This is a genomic window from Massilia norwichensis, assembly GCF_024753245.1.
GTDB lineage: Bacteria > Pseudomonadota > Gammaproteobacteria > Burkholderiales > Burkholderiaceae_D > Telluria > Telluria norwichensis.
Window position 1 is genome coordinate 62,950 of the sequence record NZ_JANUGX010000025.1, and the last position, 17,958, is coordinate 80,907.

At 66.8% G+C, this 17,958-nt stretch carries 14 protein-coding genes; 9 read left to right on the forward strand and 5 right to left on the reverse strand.

The genetic code is table 11. The features are described from left to right. Positions 1 to 8: 8 nt before the first annotated feature. The gene (yoaA, locus tag NX782_RS19115) at positions 9 to 2,105 is read left to right on the forward strand and encodes a DNA repair helicase YoaA (RefSeq protein ID WP_308633031.1); all 2,097 of its coding nucleotides are present in this window, start codon (positions 9 to 11) and stop codon (positions 2,103 to 2,105) included. A 77-nt stretch (positions 2,106 to 2,182) separates the two neighbouring features. Here the strand turns inward: yoaA and NX782_RS19120 are convergent, their stop codons facing one another. After that, on the reverse strand, positions 2,183 to 2,872 hold the full coding sequence (locus NX782_RS19120) for an SOS response-associated peptidase (RefSeq protein ID WP_258847071.1): 690 nt from the start codon (positions 2,870 to 2,872) through the stop codon (positions 2,183 to 2,185). Between the two features lie 104 nt (positions 2,873 to 2,976). On the opposite strand from NX782_RS19120, the gene NX782_RS19125 reads away from it, so the two are divergent. Then, on the forward strand, positions 2,977 to 4,461 hold the full coding sequence (locus tag NX782_RS19125; protein WP_258847072.1) for an alanine/glycine:cation symporter family protein: 1,485 nt from the start codon (positions 2,977 to 2,979) through the stop codon (positions 4,459 to 4,461). A 15-nt stretch (positions 4,462 to 4,476) separates the two neighbouring features. On the opposite strand, the gene NX782_RS19130 is transcribed toward NX782_RS19125, so the two are convergent. Continuing rightward, a complete protein-coding gene (locus NX782_RS19130) occupies positions 4,477 to 4,725 on the reverse strand; it encodes an MbcA/ParS/Xre antitoxin family protein (protein ID WP_258847073.1) in 249 nt (82 codons plus the stop codon). Then, positions 4,722 to 5,708, reverse strand: a complete 987-nt coding sequence (locus NX782_RS19135) for an NADPH:quinone oxidoreductase family protein (protein ID WP_258847074.1) — start codon at positions 5,706 to 5,708, stop codon at positions 4,722 to 4,724. The genes NX782_RS19130 and NX782_RS19135 overlap by 4 nt, the downstream gene beginning before the upstream one ends. Positions 5,709 to 5,890: 182 nt before the next feature. Between NX782_RS19135 and NX782_RS19140 the strand changes: the two genes are divergently transcribed. The 7 genes from NX782_RS19140 (at position 5,891) to rlmD (ending at position 13,007) form a co-directional block, all read left to right on the forward strand. Next, positions 5,891 to 6,499 carry a toll/interleukin-1 receptor domain-containing protein gene (locus NX782_RS19140; protein WP_258847075.1) on the forward strand — a complete coding sequence of 203 codons (609 nt, stop codon included), beginning with the start codon at positions 5,891 to 5,893 and terminating at the stop codon, positions 6,497 to 6,499. An 8-nt stretch (positions 6,500 to 6,507) separates the two neighbouring features. Next, complete coding sequence (locus NX782_RS19145; protein ID WP_258847076.1) at positions 6,508 to 7,722, forward strand: hypothetical protein; 1,215 nt, start codon at positions 6,508 to 6,510, stop codon at positions 7,720 to 7,722. A gap of 143 nt (positions 7,723 to 7,865) precedes the next feature. Then, on the forward strand, positions 7,866 to 8,603 hold the full coding sequence (gene surE, locus NX782_RS19150) for a 5'/3'-nucleotidase SurE (RefSeq protein ID WP_258847077.1): 738 nt from the start codon (positions 7,866 to 7,868) through the stop codon (positions 8,601 to 8,603). After that, the gene (locus tag NX782_RS19155; protein ID WP_258847078.1) at positions 8,600 to 9,463 is read left to right on the forward strand and encodes a protein-L-isoaspartate(D-aspartate) O-methyltransferase; all 864 of its coding nucleotides are present in this window, start codon (positions 8,600 to 8,602) and stop codon (positions 9,461 to 9,463) included. Before surE ends, NX782_RS19155 begins: the two co-directional genes overlap by 4 nt. A 35-nt stretch (positions 9,464 to 9,498) precedes the next feature. After that, positions 9,499 to 10,437, forward strand: coding sequence for a peptidoglycan DD-metalloendopeptidase family protein (locus tag NX782_RS19160; RefSeq protein ID WP_258847079.1), 939 nt, complete (start codon positions 9,499 to 9,501; stop codon positions 10,435 to 10,437). Positions 10,438 to 10,446: 9 nt separating this feature from the next. Beyond that, entirely contained in the window at positions 10,447 to 11,460 is a 1,014-nt protein-coding gene (gene rpoS, locus NX782_RS19165) for an RNA polymerase sigma factor RpoS (protein WP_258847080.1), read from the forward strand. A gap of 146 nt (positions 11,461 to 11,606) precedes the next feature. Then, positions 11,607 to 13,007 carry a 23S rRNA (uracil(1939)-C(5))-methyltransferase RlmD gene (gene rlmD, locus NX782_RS19170; protein WP_258847081.1) on the forward strand — a complete coding sequence of 467 codons (1,401 nt, stop codon included), beginning with the start codon at positions 11,607 to 11,609 and terminating at the stop codon, positions 13,005 to 13,007. Between the two features lie 129 nt (positions 13,008 to 13,136). On the opposite strand, the gene NX782_RS19175 is transcribed toward rlmD, so the two are convergent. After that, a complete protein-coding gene (locus tag NX782_RS19175; protein ID WP_258847082.1) occupies positions 13,137 to 15,797 on the reverse strand; it encodes a hybrid sensor histidine kinase/response regulator in 2,661 nt (886 codons plus the stop codon). A 137-nt stretch (positions 15,798 to 15,934) separates the two neighbouring features. Continuing rightward, positions 15,935 to 17,956 carry a TonB-dependent receptor gene (locus NX782_RS19180; RefSeq protein ID WP_258847083.1) on the reverse strand — a complete coding sequence of 674 codons (2,022 nt, stop codon included), beginning with the start codon at positions 17,954 to 17,956 and terminating at the stop codon, positions 15,935 to 15,937. Positions 17,957 to 17,958: the final 2 nt, after the last annotated feature.

A 17,958-nucleotide genomic window follows, 5' to 3' on the forward strand; every position in this document is an offset into this window, starting at 1 on the left:
TCCCGATTTTGACCGACCACCTGCCCCTGACCGGCCTTGCCGGCGAGCCGCTTCCTGCTGACACCACCGACGTAGCCGCATCCGTCCCCCAAGAGGGCGGCGAATCCGCTGCGCCCGGTAAATACGACGCCGAGATCGACCGCATCTTCGGTGCCGGTGGCCCGCTCGCGCCCGCCGTCGGCAGCTTCAAGCCGCGCCAATCCCAGACCGAGATGGCCAAGGCCATCGCCGACGCCATCGGCAACCAGGCCACGCTCATCGCCGAGGCCGGCACGGGCACGGGTAAAACCTTCGCCTACCTGGTGCCGGCGCTGCTGTGGGGCGGCAAGACCATCATCTCGACCGGTACCAAGAACCTGCAGGACCAGCTGTTCTCGCGCGACATCCCGAACGTGCGCCAGGCCCTGCGCGCGCCGGTCTCGGTGGCGCTGCTGAAGGGCCGCGCCAACTACGTCTGCCATTACAACCTGGAGCGCACGCTGCAGAACGGGCGCCTGACCTCGCGCGACGATGTCGGCCACCTGCGCGAGATCTCGCGCTTCATCAAGATGAGCAACTCGGGCGACAAGGCCGAGCTGGCCAAGGTGCCGGAGACGGCATCGGTGTGGAACCTGGTGACCTCGACGCGCGAAAACTGCGTCGGCCAGGAATGCCAGTACTACCAGGACTGCTTCGTGATGAAGGCGCGCCGCGAAGCCCAGCAGGCCGACGTGGTCGTGGTCAACCACCACCTGTTCTTCGCCGATGTGGCGCTGAAGGAGGGCGGCATGGCCGAACTGCTGCCGGCCGCCAACACTATCGTCTTCGACGAGGCGCACCAGCTGCCGGAAGTGGCGACCCTGTTCTTCGGCACCACGGTCTCGACCTCGCAGGTGCTGGAACTGTGCCGCGACGTGCTGGCCGAAGGCCTGGCGCATGCGCGCGGCGGTCCGGACTGGGCCAAGGTCGTGATGGTGGTCGAAAAGGCCGCGCGCGACCTGCGCCTGACCTTCCCCGAAGGCGGCACCCGTTTGTCGCTGCCGCAGATCCCGCCGAGCTCGGACTTTTTCCCGGCGCTGGAAAAGCTGAAGGAAGAGCTGGAAGGTATGGTCGACGTGCTCGAAGAGAACGCCGAACGCGCCGAGACCCTGGAGCAGTGCCGCGTGCGCGCGGTGGAACTGCTGGAGAGCTTCAAGGACTGGAAGCAGGCCCCGGTCAAGAAAGACCCGAAGGAAAAGGATTACAGCCAGTTCGCCGGCGCCGATGCGGTGCTGTGGGTCGAGGCCTTCTCATCCTCGCTGCAGCTGCACAAGACGCCGCTGTCGATCGCGCCGATCTTCGCCGGCCAGCGCGCCGGCACGCCGCGCAGCTGGATCTTCACGTCGGCGACGCTGGCGGTGAAGAGCGACTTCAAGCACTTCACCTCGCAGATGGGCATGACCGGCGAGCCGGCCCGCACCTGGCCCAGCCCCTTCAACTACCAGGAGCAGGGCATCCTGTATGTGCCGACCGGCCTGCCGGAACCGAACACGATGGGCTACACCGACGCCGTGGTCGACATGGCGCTGCCCGTGATCGAAGCGGCGGGCGGGCGTACCTTCTTCCTGTGCACGACGATCCGCGCCGTAAACCGCGTGGCCGAACGCCTGCGCGAGGAATTCGCCGCGCGCGGGCTGGCGTTCCCGCTGTTCGTGCAGGGCGAGCGCGGCCGCACCGAACTGCTGGATTCCTTCCGCAATGCCGGCAACGCCGTGCTGGTGGGCAGCCAGAGTTTCTGGGAAGGCGTGGACGTGCGCGGCGAGGCGCTGTCGCTGGTCATCATCGACAAGCTGCCGTTCGCCCCGCCGGACGATCCGGTGCTGGCGGCGCGCATCGAAGTCATGGAAAAGAAGGGCATGAACGGCTTCGTGCACCATACGCTGCCGGAGGCCATCATCAACCTGAAGCAGGGCGCCGGCCGCCTGATCCGCGACGTCGACGACCGCGGCGTGCTGATGCTGTGCGACCCGCGCGTGATCAGCAAGCCCTACGGCCGCCGCATCTGGCAAAGCCTGCCGCCGTTCCGGCGTACGCGGGTGCAGGCGGATGTGATCGAGTTTTTCAATCAGCCGAAGCCGGACGCCTAGGTCCGCGTCGTCCCCGCGGAGGCGGGGACCCAAGTCACGCAAGCGGTAGGGTGGGCACCCCGTGCCCACGCGTGACCTCAGAATAACGATCCCGTCTCCGGCACCACCACCTTCTTCGCCCGCGGCGCCTGCGGTGCCGCCCAAGTCTTCATCCGCTCGGGCGGATAATGCCGCAAAAACGCCCGCGCCAGATCCGGATGCCGGCAGCCCAGCCAGGCATCCACGTCTTCCGGCGGCAGCACGACCAGCGCACGCTTCTCGTCGCCCGGCTTGTGGAAGCGCTTCATCAGCGGATGCTCGTCGGCGTTGATGGTGATCTGGGTGAACGAGGTCGCCAGGTTCCCGTCGGCTTCGCGCCACTCGCGCCACAAGCCGGCCACAAAAAAGGGCGAGTCGTCCGCCATGCCGATGCCGAAGCGCTCGGCTTTCCCGCTCTCGTAGTTCGGTTCATAGAAACAGCTCATCGGCACCGCGCACAGCTGGGTGCGCAGCCAGGCCGGCGCGAACGAGCGCTTGTCGGCGATCGACTCGGCGCGCGCATTCATCGTATCGAAGACCTTCACGCCAGCCGGGATGTGGCGGCGCGGCACCATGCCATAGCTGGCCAGGCTCAGCTTGCGCTGGTTGTTCGCATCGGTGCGGACAATCGGCGCGAGATAGTCCTTCCAGGTTTCAAGCGGCCAGTCCCAGTCCTTGTACAGGTCGACCAGGGTACCGAGGACCATGTCCAGTTGTTCGGGCAGCGGGGGGCGGTAGTTGACGCACATGTTCCCATGATAGCAGCAGCCTGCGGCCTTGAAAAAAAGTGATAGGCAGCTTCAAGTGCATCGGGTATCTTTCAGGAACTTGCCGTCCTTACAAGGAACTATCGATGAATGAGTTGGTCAACGCAATCAACGGCTACGTCTGGAGCCCGGCCCTGATCGCCCTCTGCCTGGGTGCAGGCTTGTATTTTTCACTGCGCTCACGTTTCCTGCAGGTGCGCCACATGCGGGAGATGACGCGCCTGATGATGGAAGGTAAAAGCTCGGACCAGGGCGTGTCTTCCTTCCAGGCCCTGGCGATGACGCTGGCGGGCCGGGTCGGCACCGGCAACATCGCCGGCGTCGCCACCGCGATCACCTTCGGCGGTCCCGGCGCCGTGTTCTGGATGTGGGCGGTCGCCTTCCTCGGCGCCAGCTCGGCCTTCGTCGAGTCGACGCTGGGCCAGGTGTACAAGGAACAGATCAACCGCGAATACCGCGGCGGTCCAGCCTTCTATATCGAGAAAGGCCTGGGCGTGAAATGGTATGCGGTGCTGTTCGCGGTCGTGACCGTGGTCGCCACCGGCGTGCTGCTGCCCGGCGTGCAGGCGAATTCGATCGCCGATGGCCTCAAGACCGCGATGGGCATCGACCCCAACGTCACCGCCGCCGCGCTGGCGATCGTGCTGGGCTTCATCATCTTCGGCGGCGTCAAGCGCATCGCGCAGTTCGCCGAGATCGTTGTGCCCTTCATGGCGCTGGCCTACATCATCGTGGCGGTGGTCATCATCTTCCTGAACATCGGCCAGCTGCCGCACGTGATGAAGCTGATCTTCAGCTCGGCCTTCGGCTTCGACGCGGCCTTCGGCGCCGTGCTCGGCATGGCGATCCAGTGGGGCGTCAAGCGCGGCGTGTACTCGAACGAAGCGGGGCAGGGCACCGGTCCGCACGCCTCGTCGGCGGCGGAAGTCAGCCACCCGGCCAAGCAGGGCCTGGTGCAGGGTTTCTCGGTCTACATCGACACCCTGTTCGTGTGCTCGGCCACCGCCTTCATGCTGCTGATTACCGGCCAGTACAACGTCGAGCGCGCCGACGGCAGCCACATCTACCAGGGCGTCCAGGGCGTGGCGGCCGGTCCGGGCTACGTGCAGACGGCGCTCGAGAACGTGCTGCCGGGCTTCGGTTCGATCTTCGTCGCGCTGGCCCTGCTGTTCTTCGCCTTCACGACCATCGTCGCCTACTACTACATCGCCGAAACGAATATCGCCTACCTCAACCGCAACACGCCGCGTCCGTGGATGAACTTCCTGCTGAAGGTGGTGATCATCGGCGCGACCGTGTACGGCACCGTGAAGACGGCCGACGTGGCCTGGGCGATGGGCGACCTGGGCGTGGGCCTGATGGCCTGGCTGAACATTGTCGCCATCTTCCTGATGCGCAATATCGCCTTCAAGTGCCTGCGCGACTACGAGGCGCAGAAGGCGCTCGGCAAGGATCCGGAATTCGATCCGGTGGCGCTGGGCATCGCCAACGCCCACTACTGGGAGAAGCGGGTGGCCGAACGGCGCGGCGCCGAAGCGCTGGCCGACCGCGAGACGACGCCCGCGGCCTGATCCCTCACGCGCGTTTCAAGCCTTGATCGTGCGGACGTGGTTCAATACCTCGTCCGCGCGGCCTTCACCCACCAGCGCTGCCGGCGCCTTGCCATCGAAGGCGGCCAGCGGCGCCTCCATCCAGGCACTGGCCGCATCGTCGCTGCCCAGCACCGCGCGCACCGCATGCATGACGGTGTAGTAGGCCTGGGCCTTGCGCGACTGCTGCTCGAAGCGGGCGCGCAGGGCGGCCAGGTTGTCCGGGTTCAGTTTTTCGTCGCTCATCCCGCGTCTCCCGGTACGATCACAATCTTGCCCGTCACCTTGCGTTCGGCCATGTCGTTCAGCGCCTGCGCCGTCTCGTGCAATGCATAGCGCCGCGACACCAGCGGCTTCAGTTTGCCTTCCGCCATCCAGCCCAGCATCTGGCGCATCGCCGCCATGTTCGCCTTCGGCTCGCGGCGCACGAAATCTCCCCAGAACACGCCGACCACCGAGGCGCCCTTGAGCAGCATGAGGTTCCACGGCAGCTTCGGGATCTCGCCGTTCGCAAACCCCACTACCAGGTGCCGTCCGCGCCAGGCGATCGAGCGCAGCGCCGGCTCGCTGTAGACACCGCCGACCGGGTCGTAGATCACGTCCGGGCCGCGGCCGTCGGTGGCGACCTTCAAAGCCTCGCGCAGGTCTTCCCTGGTGTAGTCGATCAGCACGTCGGCGCCGTGGGCCTTGCACACCGCCAGTTTTTCATCGCTGGAAGCGGCTGCGATCACGCGTGCCCCCAGCGCCTTGCCGATCTCGATCGCCGCCAGGCCGACGCCGCCGGCCGCGCCCAGCACCAGCATGGTCTCGCCGGGCTGCAGCGCGCCGCGGTCGACGATGGCGTGGTGCGAGGTGCCGTAGGTCAGGGTGATGGCGGCGGCGACGTCGAAGTCCATCCCGGGCGGCATCGGCATCAGCGCTTCCGCCGGCGCCACGGCCTGCTCGGCGAAGGCGCCGGTGCGGGTGAAGCCGATCACGCGCGCGCCCGGCTGGAAGGCCGTGACGCCGTCGCCGACCGCACGCACGATGCCGGCAAACTCGTTGCCCGGCGTGAAGGGCAGCTCGGGCTTGACCTGGTACTTGCCCTGCACGGTCAGCACGTCCGGGAAGTTGACGCCGGCAGCCTTCACATCGACCACCACCTGGCCTGCCGCCGGGACCAGATCGGCGAGGTCTTCCACCACCAGGCTGTCCGGTGGACCCCATGCCTTGCATAACACGGCTTTCATATTTTTCTCCTCTTCGATGCCGGATTCCAAAGTCAGGATTATGCCCGATGGCAGTTCCGACGAGTCCGGCAGACCGCTTGTGCTTCCACAACATGCACGGTGCATGGGTTGATAGAGTCTGGTGGTCCGCTGCCGGTGGCGGCGATTGACGCTGCCTCGGGGCAGCGGATGAGAGGAAAGCGATGGCGATCCGTTACGGCTGTTTCTTCAGCTATGCCCATGGGCGGCATGAGCTCATGCAGCGCTTCAAGACCACCCTGGCCGATGCGCTGCGCTGCTACCTGGAGCCCTATTTCGACAATGAAGACGAACTGTTCGTCGATGCCGAGCAGCTCGGCGGCGGCGACGACCTCGACCGCAAGATCGCGCGCGCGATGTGCGAGAGCGTCTGCATGATCATGATCTACACCCCGAAGTACGAAGCGCACGCCTACACGCGCCGCGAGTACGCAGCCATGCGCCAGCTGGAAATCGAGCGCAGAAAATGGTATGCGCTGCCCAGCCATCTGATCATCCCGGTCATCATGACCCAGCATCCGGACCAGTTGCCGCGGCAGATCACCGAGTCCAGCTTCTACGTCGATTTTTCGCGCTTCACGATGGCGACCGCGGACCTGAAATCGAATCCCGACTTCCTGCCCGACATCGACAAGATGGTCAGGCGCATCGTCACGCATTACCAATGCTTGAAAAAATACATGCCGCCGGGGCACGACTGCAACCAATTCGAGCTCCCCGATGTCCCACCCCCATGGCGCGAAATTACGGATACCACCTTCCCGAAAAAATGAGGAGCAATATGGATACCAACCGCATCACCGCTGCGCCGGGGTTTGCCGGCGAGGTGACGACGTTCTACGCGTACGATGGCGCGGGTGCGCGCAGTCGCGCGCTTGTTCATGCCGCATGGCTATTGTCCGGCCGCAATCACGCCAAAACGCCCGTGTTGATGATCGACTGGGACCTCGAAGGCCCCGGCCTGCACCATTATTTCCCCAGGCAGCCGTCGCAGCCCGAACGCCAGGGCGTACTCGAGCTGTTCGAGGCCTGCCGCGAGCGCCTGCAAGCACTCGGCCGCGCACCGGGCGACGAGGTACGCGAGCTGGCCGACCACATCCTCGACGGTATAGCCTGGGACGACTACATCGAGCGCGTCGACGACAGCCGCCCGCTGTACCTGATGCGCGCCGGCTGCTTCGACGACAGCTACGGCGAGCGGGTCGACCGGCTCGACTGGGATGCGCTGTTCTGCGCCTGTCCGGCCCTGTTCCGCAGCTTTGCCGCGCACCTGACGCGGCGCTTCGCCCATGTGCTGGTCGATTGCCGCAGCGGCCGCTCGGCCGCCACCAGCGTTTGCACGGCGCTGCTGCCGGACAAGATGGTCGGTTTGTTCACGCCGGAACCGCGCAGCCTCGACGGGCTCGGCGGGGTGGTGCGGCGCGCGCTCGACTACCGCTGCAGCCACGAGGACGAGCAGCGGCCGCTGCTGGTCTATCCGCTGCCCAGCCCGCCGGACGGCACGGTCGAAGGCCGGCTCAGCTGGCGCCACGGCGATGCCGGCCACGGCCGGCCCGGCTACCAGGCGCTGCTCGAAGGCCTGTTGGGAGAATGCTACGGCCTGGCCGGGGTCGGCCTCGACAGCTACCTCGACGAAGTGCAGCTGCTGCAGGCCGGCCTGGGCGAGGCAGCCGTGCCCGCGCCGCGCAGCGCCGAACGCGACCGGCTGGGTCCGGTGCGCAGCATCGAAACCCTGCTCGAATGGATGGAGCCTGGTCACTTCCCGTGGCGGCCGCTGGCCGAGGTGCGCCTGGTGCAGGCGGTCGAGGCACTGCGCGAACGCGCCGGCGATACCCAGGCGCCGCCGCTGGCCCGCGAGCTGGCGCGCCTGGGCCAGCTCTACCTGGGGCAGCAGGGTGACGAACTGGAAGCCGCGCGCCGGCTCGAGCAGCACGTGATCGCGCTGGAAGAGGGCTTGCACGCGATGGAGGAGGGCCGGCGGGCCGTTCGCGGCTGAGAACGGCCGGGTCCGAGTGTGGCGCAGGTGCGACGGCAGGCTGCGCCGGCGCCGGTCGCGGTGGGACGCATATCGTCCCGATGAGCAATAAATGTGCAGCCCTGAGCGTCGATACCGCCGTTGCTTCAGGTAAAATCGCACGCATGCGTATTCTTATCAGTAACGACGACGGTTATCTCGCACCTGGTATCCAGGCGCTGGCCGACGCGCTTGCCGCGGTCGCCGACATCGTGGTGGTCGCTCCCGACAGCAACCGTTCGGGCGCATCCAACTCGCTGTCGCTGGACCGGCCGCTGTCGGTGTCGAAAGCTGCGAACGGTTTCTATTTTGTCAACGGCACCCCGACCGACTGCGTGCACATCGCGCTGACCGGGATGCTCGACTATCGCCCGGACCTGGTCGTCTCCGGCGTCAACAACGGCCAGAACATGGGGGACGACACCCTGTATTCCGGTACCGTGGCGGCCGCGACCGAGGCTTACCTGTTCGGCATCCCGGCGATCGCCTTTTCCCAGGTGCACAGCGGCTGGTCCGAGGTCGACTCGGCCGCGCGCGTGGCGCGCGACATCGTGCTGCGCCACTTCGAGACCCTGGAATCGCCTTTCCTGCTCAACGTAAATATCCCGAACCTGCCCTATGAGCAGATGGGCCCGCTTACCGCCACCCGGCTCGGACGCCGTCACCAGGCCGAGCCCGTGATCCGCGGCCAGGATCCGCGCGGGCGCGAGATCTTCTGGATCGGCGCGCCGGGCGCCTGCCGCGACGCGGGGGAGGGGACCGACTTCTACGCCACCAGTCAGGGGCAGGTGTCGATCACACCACTGCAGGTGGACCTGACCCACCGCGAACAGCTGGATGCCTTGCGAGGGTGGCTGAAATGAGTGAAAAGCGCAGCAACTTCCCCCTGCCGCTGTCGTCCGTAACGGGCGCAGGGACACGAAAGCCTGCTGCGCCGGCGCCGGTGGCGACGCCGCAAACGGCAACCCAGAACGCCCGTACCAGCCAGGTCCAGACCCGGCAGGCGCCGCCGCCCGCGCCGCGCCCGGTCGCGCCCGGCACGCCCCAGCCTGTCCAGCCGCAGCAGACCATGCAGCGCTCCGAGCTCGCCGCCACCGAGGCGCCGCGCCGCGCGATGGCCGCCTACGTCGCGCGCCTGGGCGTCAAGGATGGGCAGGTGCTGGCCGCACTGGAAACCGTGCCGCGCCATATGTTCATCGAATCGGCCCTGTCGAGCCAGGCCTATGCCGACGTGTCCTTGCCGATCGGCCACAATCAGACGATTTCCCAGCCGTATATCGTGGCGCGGATGATCGAATTGCTCCGCGGAAGCGGCCAGCCGCTGCGCCGCGTACTCGAGATCGGCACCGGCTGCGGCTACCAGGCGGCAGTGCTGTCCTGTGTGGCGCAGGAGGTGTATTCGATCGAGCGCATCAAGCCATTGCACGAGCTCGCCAAGGCCAACCTGAGACCCTTGCGCATCGCTAACCTGCGCTTGCAATACGGAGATGGTATGCTTGGGCTGCCGCAAGTGGCGCCTTTCGACGGCATCATCCTTGCGGCGGCCGGCCTCGAGGTGCCGCGGGCACTGCTTGAGCAGCTCGCCATTGGCGCCCGGCTGGTCGCGCCCGTCGGCGCGCAGGTCCAGCACCTGCAGCGCATCACCCGCATCGGCAAATCGGAATGGACCAGCGAAACGCTGGAAGCCTGTCATTTTGTCCCGCTGCGGCCAGGCATCGTCTGAGAATGCCAGAAAGTCGTAACAAGAATTAGATGAGAATGAAACCAACACCCCGCCTTGCCCTTCTGACCGTCAGTATCGTGCTGAGCGCTTGCAGCACCGAAACCCGCCAGGCGCCCGTGATCGATCGTCCGGCGCCGACCGCCGCCAACAAGAGTCCGCGTCCGCATCCGCCCGTCGTGGCCCCGTCCAACGACGAACCGAAGGCCGACGCGCGCGGCAGCTATACCGTGCGCAGGGGCGACACGCTGCTGAAGATCGCCCTCGACTTCGGCCAGAATTACCGCGACATCGTCGCCTGGAACAATCTGGCCAACCCGGACGACATCAAGGTCGGCCAGGTGCTGCGCGTCCTGCCGCTGGAGCGTAACAACGGCAACGGCAACAATAACAACAACGGCCTGGCCGGCACCAACCCGATCACGATGCCGGGCGTCGACAAGCCAGCCGTGCCGCCGAAGAAGATCGCGCCGCGCGGCGACAAGAAGCCCTACACCGAAGGCGGCCTGGCCGATGCCAAGGACGACAACCCGGGCGTCAATCCGAAAGCCGCCGAGCGCCCGTCCGGCGGACTGGCCACCGGCAGCGTGGTCACCGCCAACGACGACGAGAAGCTGAGCTGGATGTGGCCGTCCAACGGCAGGATCATCGCCACTTTCGACGACGGCAAGAGCAAGGGCATCGACATTGCCGGCAGGCTCGGCCAGCAGGTGATGGCGGCCAGTCCCGGAAAGGTGATGTACGCAGGGAGCGGTATCCGCGGATATGGTAATCTCGTGATTGTTAAGCACAGCAACACCCTGCTGTCGGCGTACGCGCACAACCGCGCAATCCTCGTCAAGGAAGGCGAAAGCGTGGCCAAGGGCCAGGCGATCGCCGAGATGGGCGATTCCGACGCCGACACGGTCAAACTGCATTTCGAGATACGCCTGCTGGGCAAGCCGGTCGACCCGTCGAAATACCTGCCCAGCCGCTAGCGAGGACCAATGACGCTGCCGCCCGACCCGCTGGACCAGGACCCGCCGGACAACGCGGCGGACGATGTGCCGGAAGAGGCGCTGGGCGACGGCGACTTCGGCGCCGACGGCAGCGAGCGTCCCGAGCTCCTGCCCGAAGGGCCGGCGGAAGGCGTCGACGAGCTCAAGAGCGTGCTGCAGGCCGAGCTCTCCACCGATACCACCCAGCATTACCTGAACCGGATCGGCGCCAAGCCCCTGCTCACGGCCGAGCAGGAAGTCCATTACGCGACCCTGGCCAAGGCTGGAGATTTTGCCGCCCGGCAAAAAATGATCGAGCACAATCTGCGCCTGGTCGTCTCGATCGCCAAGCACTACATCAACCGCGGCGTGGTGCTGCTCGACCTGATCGAGGAAGGCAACATCGGCCTGATGCGGGCGATCGACAAATTCGAGCCCGAGCGCGGTTTCCGTTTCTCGACCTATGCGACCTGGTGGATCCGCCAGAGCATCGAGCGCGCCATCATGAACCAGGCCCGCACCGTGCGCCTGCCGGTGCACATGGTGCGCGAGCTGAACCAGGTGCTGCGCGCCAAGTACCACCTCGAAGCCCAGCACCACGACGGCAAGGAAGCCAGCGCCGAGGACATCGCCAGCCTGGTCGGGCGCCCGGTGGAGGAGGTGCAGGACATCCTGGCGCTGTCCGAGCACGCCGCCTCGCTCGACGCCCCGCTCGACAACGACCCGCAGACCAGCCTGATGGACATGCTGCCCGACGACGGCGACGTCAGCCCCGACGCCCACGCCGAGCACCACGAGATGACGGTGCTGGTGCGCGACTGGCTGCAGAAGCTGCCGGACAAGCAGCGCGTGGTGGTGATGCGCCGTTTCGGCCTCGACAACGACGATCCGGCCACCCTCGAAACCCTGGCCGAGGAGATGGGCGTGACGCGCGAGCGGGTGCGCCAGATCCAGCAGGAAGCCCTGGTCAAGCTGAAGCGGGCCATGGCCGCCCGTGGCGTCGTGCGCGATTCGCTGCTATGATGTTCGGCTTTCCCCGTCGTTCCCGCGAAAGCGGGAACCCATACCGAGCAAGCGTAGTCGTCATGCCGGCGTACCGGCTTCGCTAGCTTCAGCATGGGGCCCCGTTTCCACGGGGACGACGTTGTTCCCCGTTTTCTTCTATCCCCATGCAAGAAACCTTCATCAAGATCAAATCCCTCGACATGGACGCGCGCGGCGTCGGCCACCTGGAAAACGAAGACGGTTCGCCGGGCAAGGTGATCTTCGTCGAAGGCGCGCTGCCGGGCGAGACGGTCAGCTTCGAGACCCTGCGCAAGAAGAAGAACTGGGAATCGGGCCGCATGGTCACGCTGAAGCAGGCTTCGTCGATGCGGGTCGAGCCCAAGTGCGAGCACTTCTGGCATTGCGGCGGCTGCTCGATGCAGCACCTGGAACCTTCGGCCCAGGTGGCGATGAAGCAGCGTGTGCTCGAAGACAACCTCTGGCACATCGGCAAGACCAAGGCCGAGAACATCATGCGTCCGATGTACGGCCCGACCTGGGGCTACCGCTACCGCGCGCGCCTGTCGGTGCGCCACGTGGCCAAGAAGGGCGGCATGCTGGTCGGCTTCCACGAGCGCCATTCGAGCTACGTGGCCGACATGACCAACTGCTACATCGTGCCGCCGCACGTCGCGAAAATGCTGGTGCCGCTGCGCGAACTGATCGGTTCGCTCTCGATCTTCAATCAGATGCCGCAGATCGAGCTGGCGGTCGGCGAAGAATCGACCGTGCTGGTGCTGCGCATCATGGCGCCGCTCACCCCCGCCGACGAAACCCTGGTCAAGGCTTTCGCCGATCAGTGGAACATCGAATGGTGGCTGCAGCCGAAGGGTCCGGACACGGCTTACCCCTACTACCCGAAGAAAACCGAGCTGTACTACACCCTGCCGGAATTCGGCATCCGCATGCCGTTCAAGCCGACCGATTTCACCCAGGTCAACCACCAGATCAACCGTCTGCTGGTACACAAGGCGCTGGGCCTGCTGCAGGTCGAGAAGGAGGACCGCGTGGCCGACCTGTTCTGCGGCCTCGGCAACTTTACGCTGCCGCTGGCGACCCAGGCGCGTGAAGTGGTGGGCATCGAGGGCAGCACCGCGCTGACCACGCGCGCTCTGGAAAATGCGCGCGCCAACGGCCTGTCCGATAAAACCAGCTTCTCGACGCGCAACCTGTTCGAGATCACCAAGGACGACCTGATCGCCCTGGGCAAGTTCGACCGCATGCTGGTCGATCCGCCGCGCGACGGCGCGGTGGCGCTGGCCGTGGCCCTGGCCGAGCTGCGCCTGACGCATCCGGAGCTGCTGCCCAAGCGCATTGTTTATGTCTCCTGCAGCCCGTCGACGCTGGCGCGCGACACCGGCATCCTGACCCACCGCGCCGGCTACAAGATGAGCAAGGCGGGCGTGGCCAACATGTTCCCGCATACCTCGCACGTGGAATCGATCGGCGTGTTCGACCTGCTGGAAGATTTCGTGCCTCGGCAGTTCGAGGTGAAGGACGTGGCGCAGCAGCCGGAAGCGCAATAAGCAGACCTGCAGTATGTGCTCGTCATCCCCGTGAAAACGGGGATCCATGCTGAGGTGCCGCAGTCGTAATGCAGGTGTTGCGGCTTCGCTCAGTTCCGTATGGATTCCCGCCTGCGCGGGAATGACGGATCAAACTTTCGGGATCACCGCCGCCAGCGCCTGCGTCAAGGCCTCCGCATCCACCGGCTTCACGAAATACCGGTCGAAGCCCGCCTCCTCGGCATCGACCCGGTCGGCATTCTGGCCGTAGCCGGAAATCGCCATCAGCACCGCCCCATCCTGACCCGGCAGCCGGCGCAGGCGCCGCGCCAGTTCCACGCCGCTCATGCCCGGCAAGCCGATATCCAGCAGGAACACGTCGAAACGCTCGGCCGCGGCGCGTGCCAGCGCCTTGAACGGGTCGTGCACTACCGTCACCGCGTGGCCGCCCGCTTCCAGCAGCAGGCCCAGGGTCATGGCCGCATCCTCGTTGTCGTCCACCAGCATCAGCCGCAAACGCTGCGCGGCGTTCACGCCTGAAGCAGCGGGGGCGGGCAGGGCATCCACCGCGGGAGCCGAAGCGCGCAGGCGCGGCAGGCGCACCGTGAATTCGGTGCCCATGTTGCGCCCTTCGCTGCTGGCGGTGACCATCCCGCCGTGCAGTTCGACCAGGCTCTTGACCAGCGCCAGGCCCAGGCCCAGGCCGCCCTGCGAGCGGTCGGGCGTGCGCTCGGCCTGCGAGAACAGGTCGAACACGGTCGGCAGCAGGTCGGCCGCGATGCCGATGCCATTGTCCTTCACGCTCACCAGCAGGTGGTCGGCGGTGGCGCCCATCCACACCGTCAGCTTGCCGTGTTCCGGCGTGTACTTGGCGGCGTTGTTGAGCAGGTTGGCCAGCACCTGCACCAGGCGCTTGTAGTCGCCATGGACGATGGCCGGGCCGGTTTCAGGCGCCAGCTCCAGCGCAAACTCGTGGCGGCGCGCCTCGATCAGCGGGCGCACCTGCTCGACCGCGTCGTCGACCACGCGCCGCAGGTCGACTTCGTCGCGGCCCAGCACCACCAGGCCGCGGGTCACGCGCGAGACGTCCAGCAGGTCGTCGATCAGGCCGGTCATGTGCGCCACCTGGCGCGCGATGATGGCGCTGGTGCGCTCGACGCGCGCGCTGTCCGGCGGCCCCATGTTGAGCAGCTGGGCGGCGGCCGAGATCGGCGCCAGCGGGTTCCTCAGCTCGTGCGCCAGCATCGCCAGGAACTCGTCCTTGCGGCGGTCGGCCAGGCGCAGCGCTTCCTCGGCGCGCACGCGCTCCAGCGCGCTCCAGGAACGCTCGGCCACGTCTTCCATCAGGCGCACGATGTCGGCGCTCCACACGCGCGGCAGGTTGTCGTGGATGAACATGCAGGTCGTCAGCGCGCCGTTGCGGTGCACCGGCACCACCACCGCCGAGCGGATCTGCAGCGACGCATAGGTCGGCCAGGTGTCCGGTCCGCCGGTGCGCGGATCGCGCTGCACGTCGCTCGCGACCCAGGTCGTGCCCTGGGTCAGCGCGCCGAAATTGGCGATGCCGAACAGGGACGCCGGGAAGGTCCCGACCAGGTCGGCGACGATGCCGTCGGTGTAGTTCGAATGGAAGGTGAGCAGCTGGCGGTCGGCGTCGTAGTCGCCGTACAGCACGCGGCTGGCCTGCAGGAAGCGGCCCAGCATCGCGCTCGTCTGGACGAAGATGTCGGCCGGGTCGTCCAGACGGCGCAGCATGTCGGCCAGTTCGAGCCGGAATTCGTTCATGTCCAGCAGCGTGGTCTGGCGCGCCACCGCGTTGCGCAGGGCCTGCTCGGCCGACATGCGGTCCAGCGCTTCCCAGCTGCGCTCGGCGATGTCGGCGGCCAGCTTGCATTCTTCCTCGTCCCAGCCGCGCACGTCGCTGGCATAGCCGACCAGGGCCGCCTGCAGCTGGCCGCGGCGCAGGCGCGGCAGCGCCAGGATCGCGCGCGCGCCGGCGGCGGCGTAGCGTTCGCCGTTCTGGGGCAGGCGCGCGTCCTGGGTGGCATCGCGGATCGCCAGCGGCGCCCCGGTGCGCAGCAGGGCCAGCGCGGCCGGGCCGAAATCCTTGATGCGGGCGCGCCGTCCGGCCAGCGCCGGCGCGCTTTCGCGCGCCCAATCGTGCACGACCTCGAAGCCGGCGCCGGTGCCGTCGCCCTCGACGTAGCAGGCGTGATCGAGATCCAGGTGCTTGCCGAGCATCGCGCACGCCGCCTCGACGATGTCGGACGGGTGGTGCAGGCGGCGCAGGCTGTCCACCACCTGCAGCTGCACCGCGTGGCGGCGCTCGAGCTGCACGCGCGGGGTGGTTTCGCTGATCACGCACAGCACGCCACGCACCGCGCCGCCTTCGTCGCGCACCGGCGAGTAGGCCAGCGTGAACCAGCCGTGATAGGGCTTGCCGGCGCGGCGGATCGTGCGCGGCACGTCTTCGCCATAGGTCGAGTGGCCGCCGAGCGCGCGGTCGACCAGCGGCTTCATGCTCGGCCATTGGTCGCCCCAGACTTCGGTGATCGGGGCGCCGAGCGTGGCAGGGTGGCGGCCGTCGAGCAGGGAGATGTAGGCCGCGTTGTACAGCATGATCAGCCTGGGGCCCCAGGCGATATACATCGGAAATTCCGATTCGAGGATGACGCTGACTGCGCTGCGCAGTGCGGGGTCCCATAGTTCGGGCGAACCGAGGGGCGAACCCGACCAGTCATGGAGGTGGTAACCGGCGCGCACGGCGCCGGAGGTGTCGAGGAGATGAAAGTCGCGCGTGGCCGCTTCCATGCTGATCGCCTTCGAGTTCGAAAGTGGTCATTCTATGCGCAAATGCATAAGCTGGATCGCGGTCGAGAAAAAATAGATTTTCCGGAAGAAAAGGCGTCTTTCTCCCGGAAGCAAGGCTATTTCCTCGCAGAATTCAATCAAAAGTGCGCGCGCACGCCGAACACCAGGTTGCGTCCCGGCAGCGGCGAAATGTCCTTCAGCAGCGAGGTCGACAGGCGGATATCCCGGTTCAGCAGGTTCTTCGCCAGCAGGAACCAGGTCAGGTCGGTCGTCGCCAGTTTCTGGGTGTACGAGAAGTTGGCGTCGACCAGGTTGTAGCCCGGCGTCGGTGTGCTCTCGAAGGCGGCGAGGCGATCCTGGCCGCGCGCGTGGGTCCAGGACAGGCCGGCGCGGTAGTCCGCCTGGCGGTAGCCGATGCTGGCGCCGATGCGGTCGGCCGGCTGCAGCGGCAGGTTCTCGCCGAGGTCGAGCTTGCCGCGCGAACCGTCGGCGAACAGGCGGCCGTTCCAGCCCATGCCCGTCTGGTTCCAGGTCAGCTCCGCTTCGACGCCCTGGATGTGGGCCGGGGCCTGCTGGAACAGGCGCTGGCGGAACTCGCCGCCAGGGTTGCCGTCCTCGTCCAGGGTCAGGCCGCCGATGTGACCGTAGATGAAGTCGGCCACGTTGTTGCGGAACAGGTTGGCCTTCCAGCGCAGCAGGCCGCTGGTCTTTTGCAGCGACAGTTCGATGTTGCGCGAGATTTCCTTTTTCAGGTTCGGATCGCCGATATCGAAAGTCAGGGTCGCATCGTGCGGGCCGCCCGAGTACAGCTCGTCGGTGGAGGGCGCGCGCTGGGCATAGGACAGCGTGGCGCCGGCGCTGTAGCCCGGCATGAAGGCCCACAGGGCGCCAACCGAGCCGGAACCCAGGTTGAAGCTGCGCTCGACATTGCCGACCGGCTCGCGGCGCACGTTCTCGTAGCGCAGGCCGGCGTTCAGGGCCACCGGCCCGATTCTGGTTTCTTCCACCAGGAAGGCAGCCTGCGAAGTCGAGTGGGTGACCGGCACGGTGTCCGGGCCGCCGGCCGCCGACAGCGCCGAGAAGTGCGTGTTCTCGGTCTGCACGCCGAAGGTGCCGCGGAAACCGAGGCTGCCGACGCTGAGCGGCTTGTGCGTCAGCTCCAGGCGCGACTCGAAGGAGCGGTTGCTGAACACGACTTCCGGCGCCAGATCCTCGCCGAGTTCCGCGTGGCGGTAGTCGGTGAAGCCGGCCTTGAAGCGCGCGCTCTCGAAACCGGCGAAGGGGTCGTGCACCAGGCTGTCGAGGTCGTAGCGGTTCTGGCGCTGATCGATGCGCGAGCCTTCGTCGCTGGGGATGCCGTAATTGTTCGACAGGTGGTTGGCGGACACGCCCACATAGCCCCAGTCGCGAATGTAGGACGCGCCGGCACCGATGCTGCGCTCGCTGGTATCGCTGTCGGGCAGGCGGCCGCTGCCCGATGCGGGCTCGTTCAGCACGCGGCTGCCGGGAATCTTGTAGTCGCCCGTGTCGCGCCAGTTGCCGTCGATGTGCATGCCGACGTGGCCGGCCGCGCCGTCCAGCGAGCCCGACACGTTGCGGCCGTTGTCGACCGTGCTGTAGCGGGTTTCGACCTGGCCGGTCGGCTTGTCTTCGAGCGCGGTCGGGATGCGTTCGTTGACCACGTTGACCAGGCCGCCGATCGCGCCCGAGCCGTAGAGCAGGGCGGCCGGGCCGCGCAGGATCTCGATCTGGCGCGCCACCGCGCCTTCGGAGGCGACCGCGTGGTCGTTCGACAGGCCGGACACGTCGGAGGTCGCCATGCCGTTTTCCAGCATCTTGACGCGCGAGCCTTCCATGCCGCGGATGATGGGGCGCGAGGCGCCGGCGCCGAAGGCCGAGGCGGACACGCCCAGTTCGTTCTGCAGGGTCTCGCCGAGCGAGCTGCCGACCTTGTCGCGCAGTTCGTCGCCGGCCAGCACCTTGGCCGGGGTCAGGATCTGGTCGCCCTCGCCATTACGCAAGGGGTTGGCGGTGACGACCACCTGCTGCACCTTGCCGTTGTTGACGGTTTGGTCGTCGGCGGCGATGGGATCGGCGAAAGCAGGAGCGTAGGCGAGCAGGATCGCGCTGGCGAGCAGCGTCGGTTGAATCTTTTTCATTG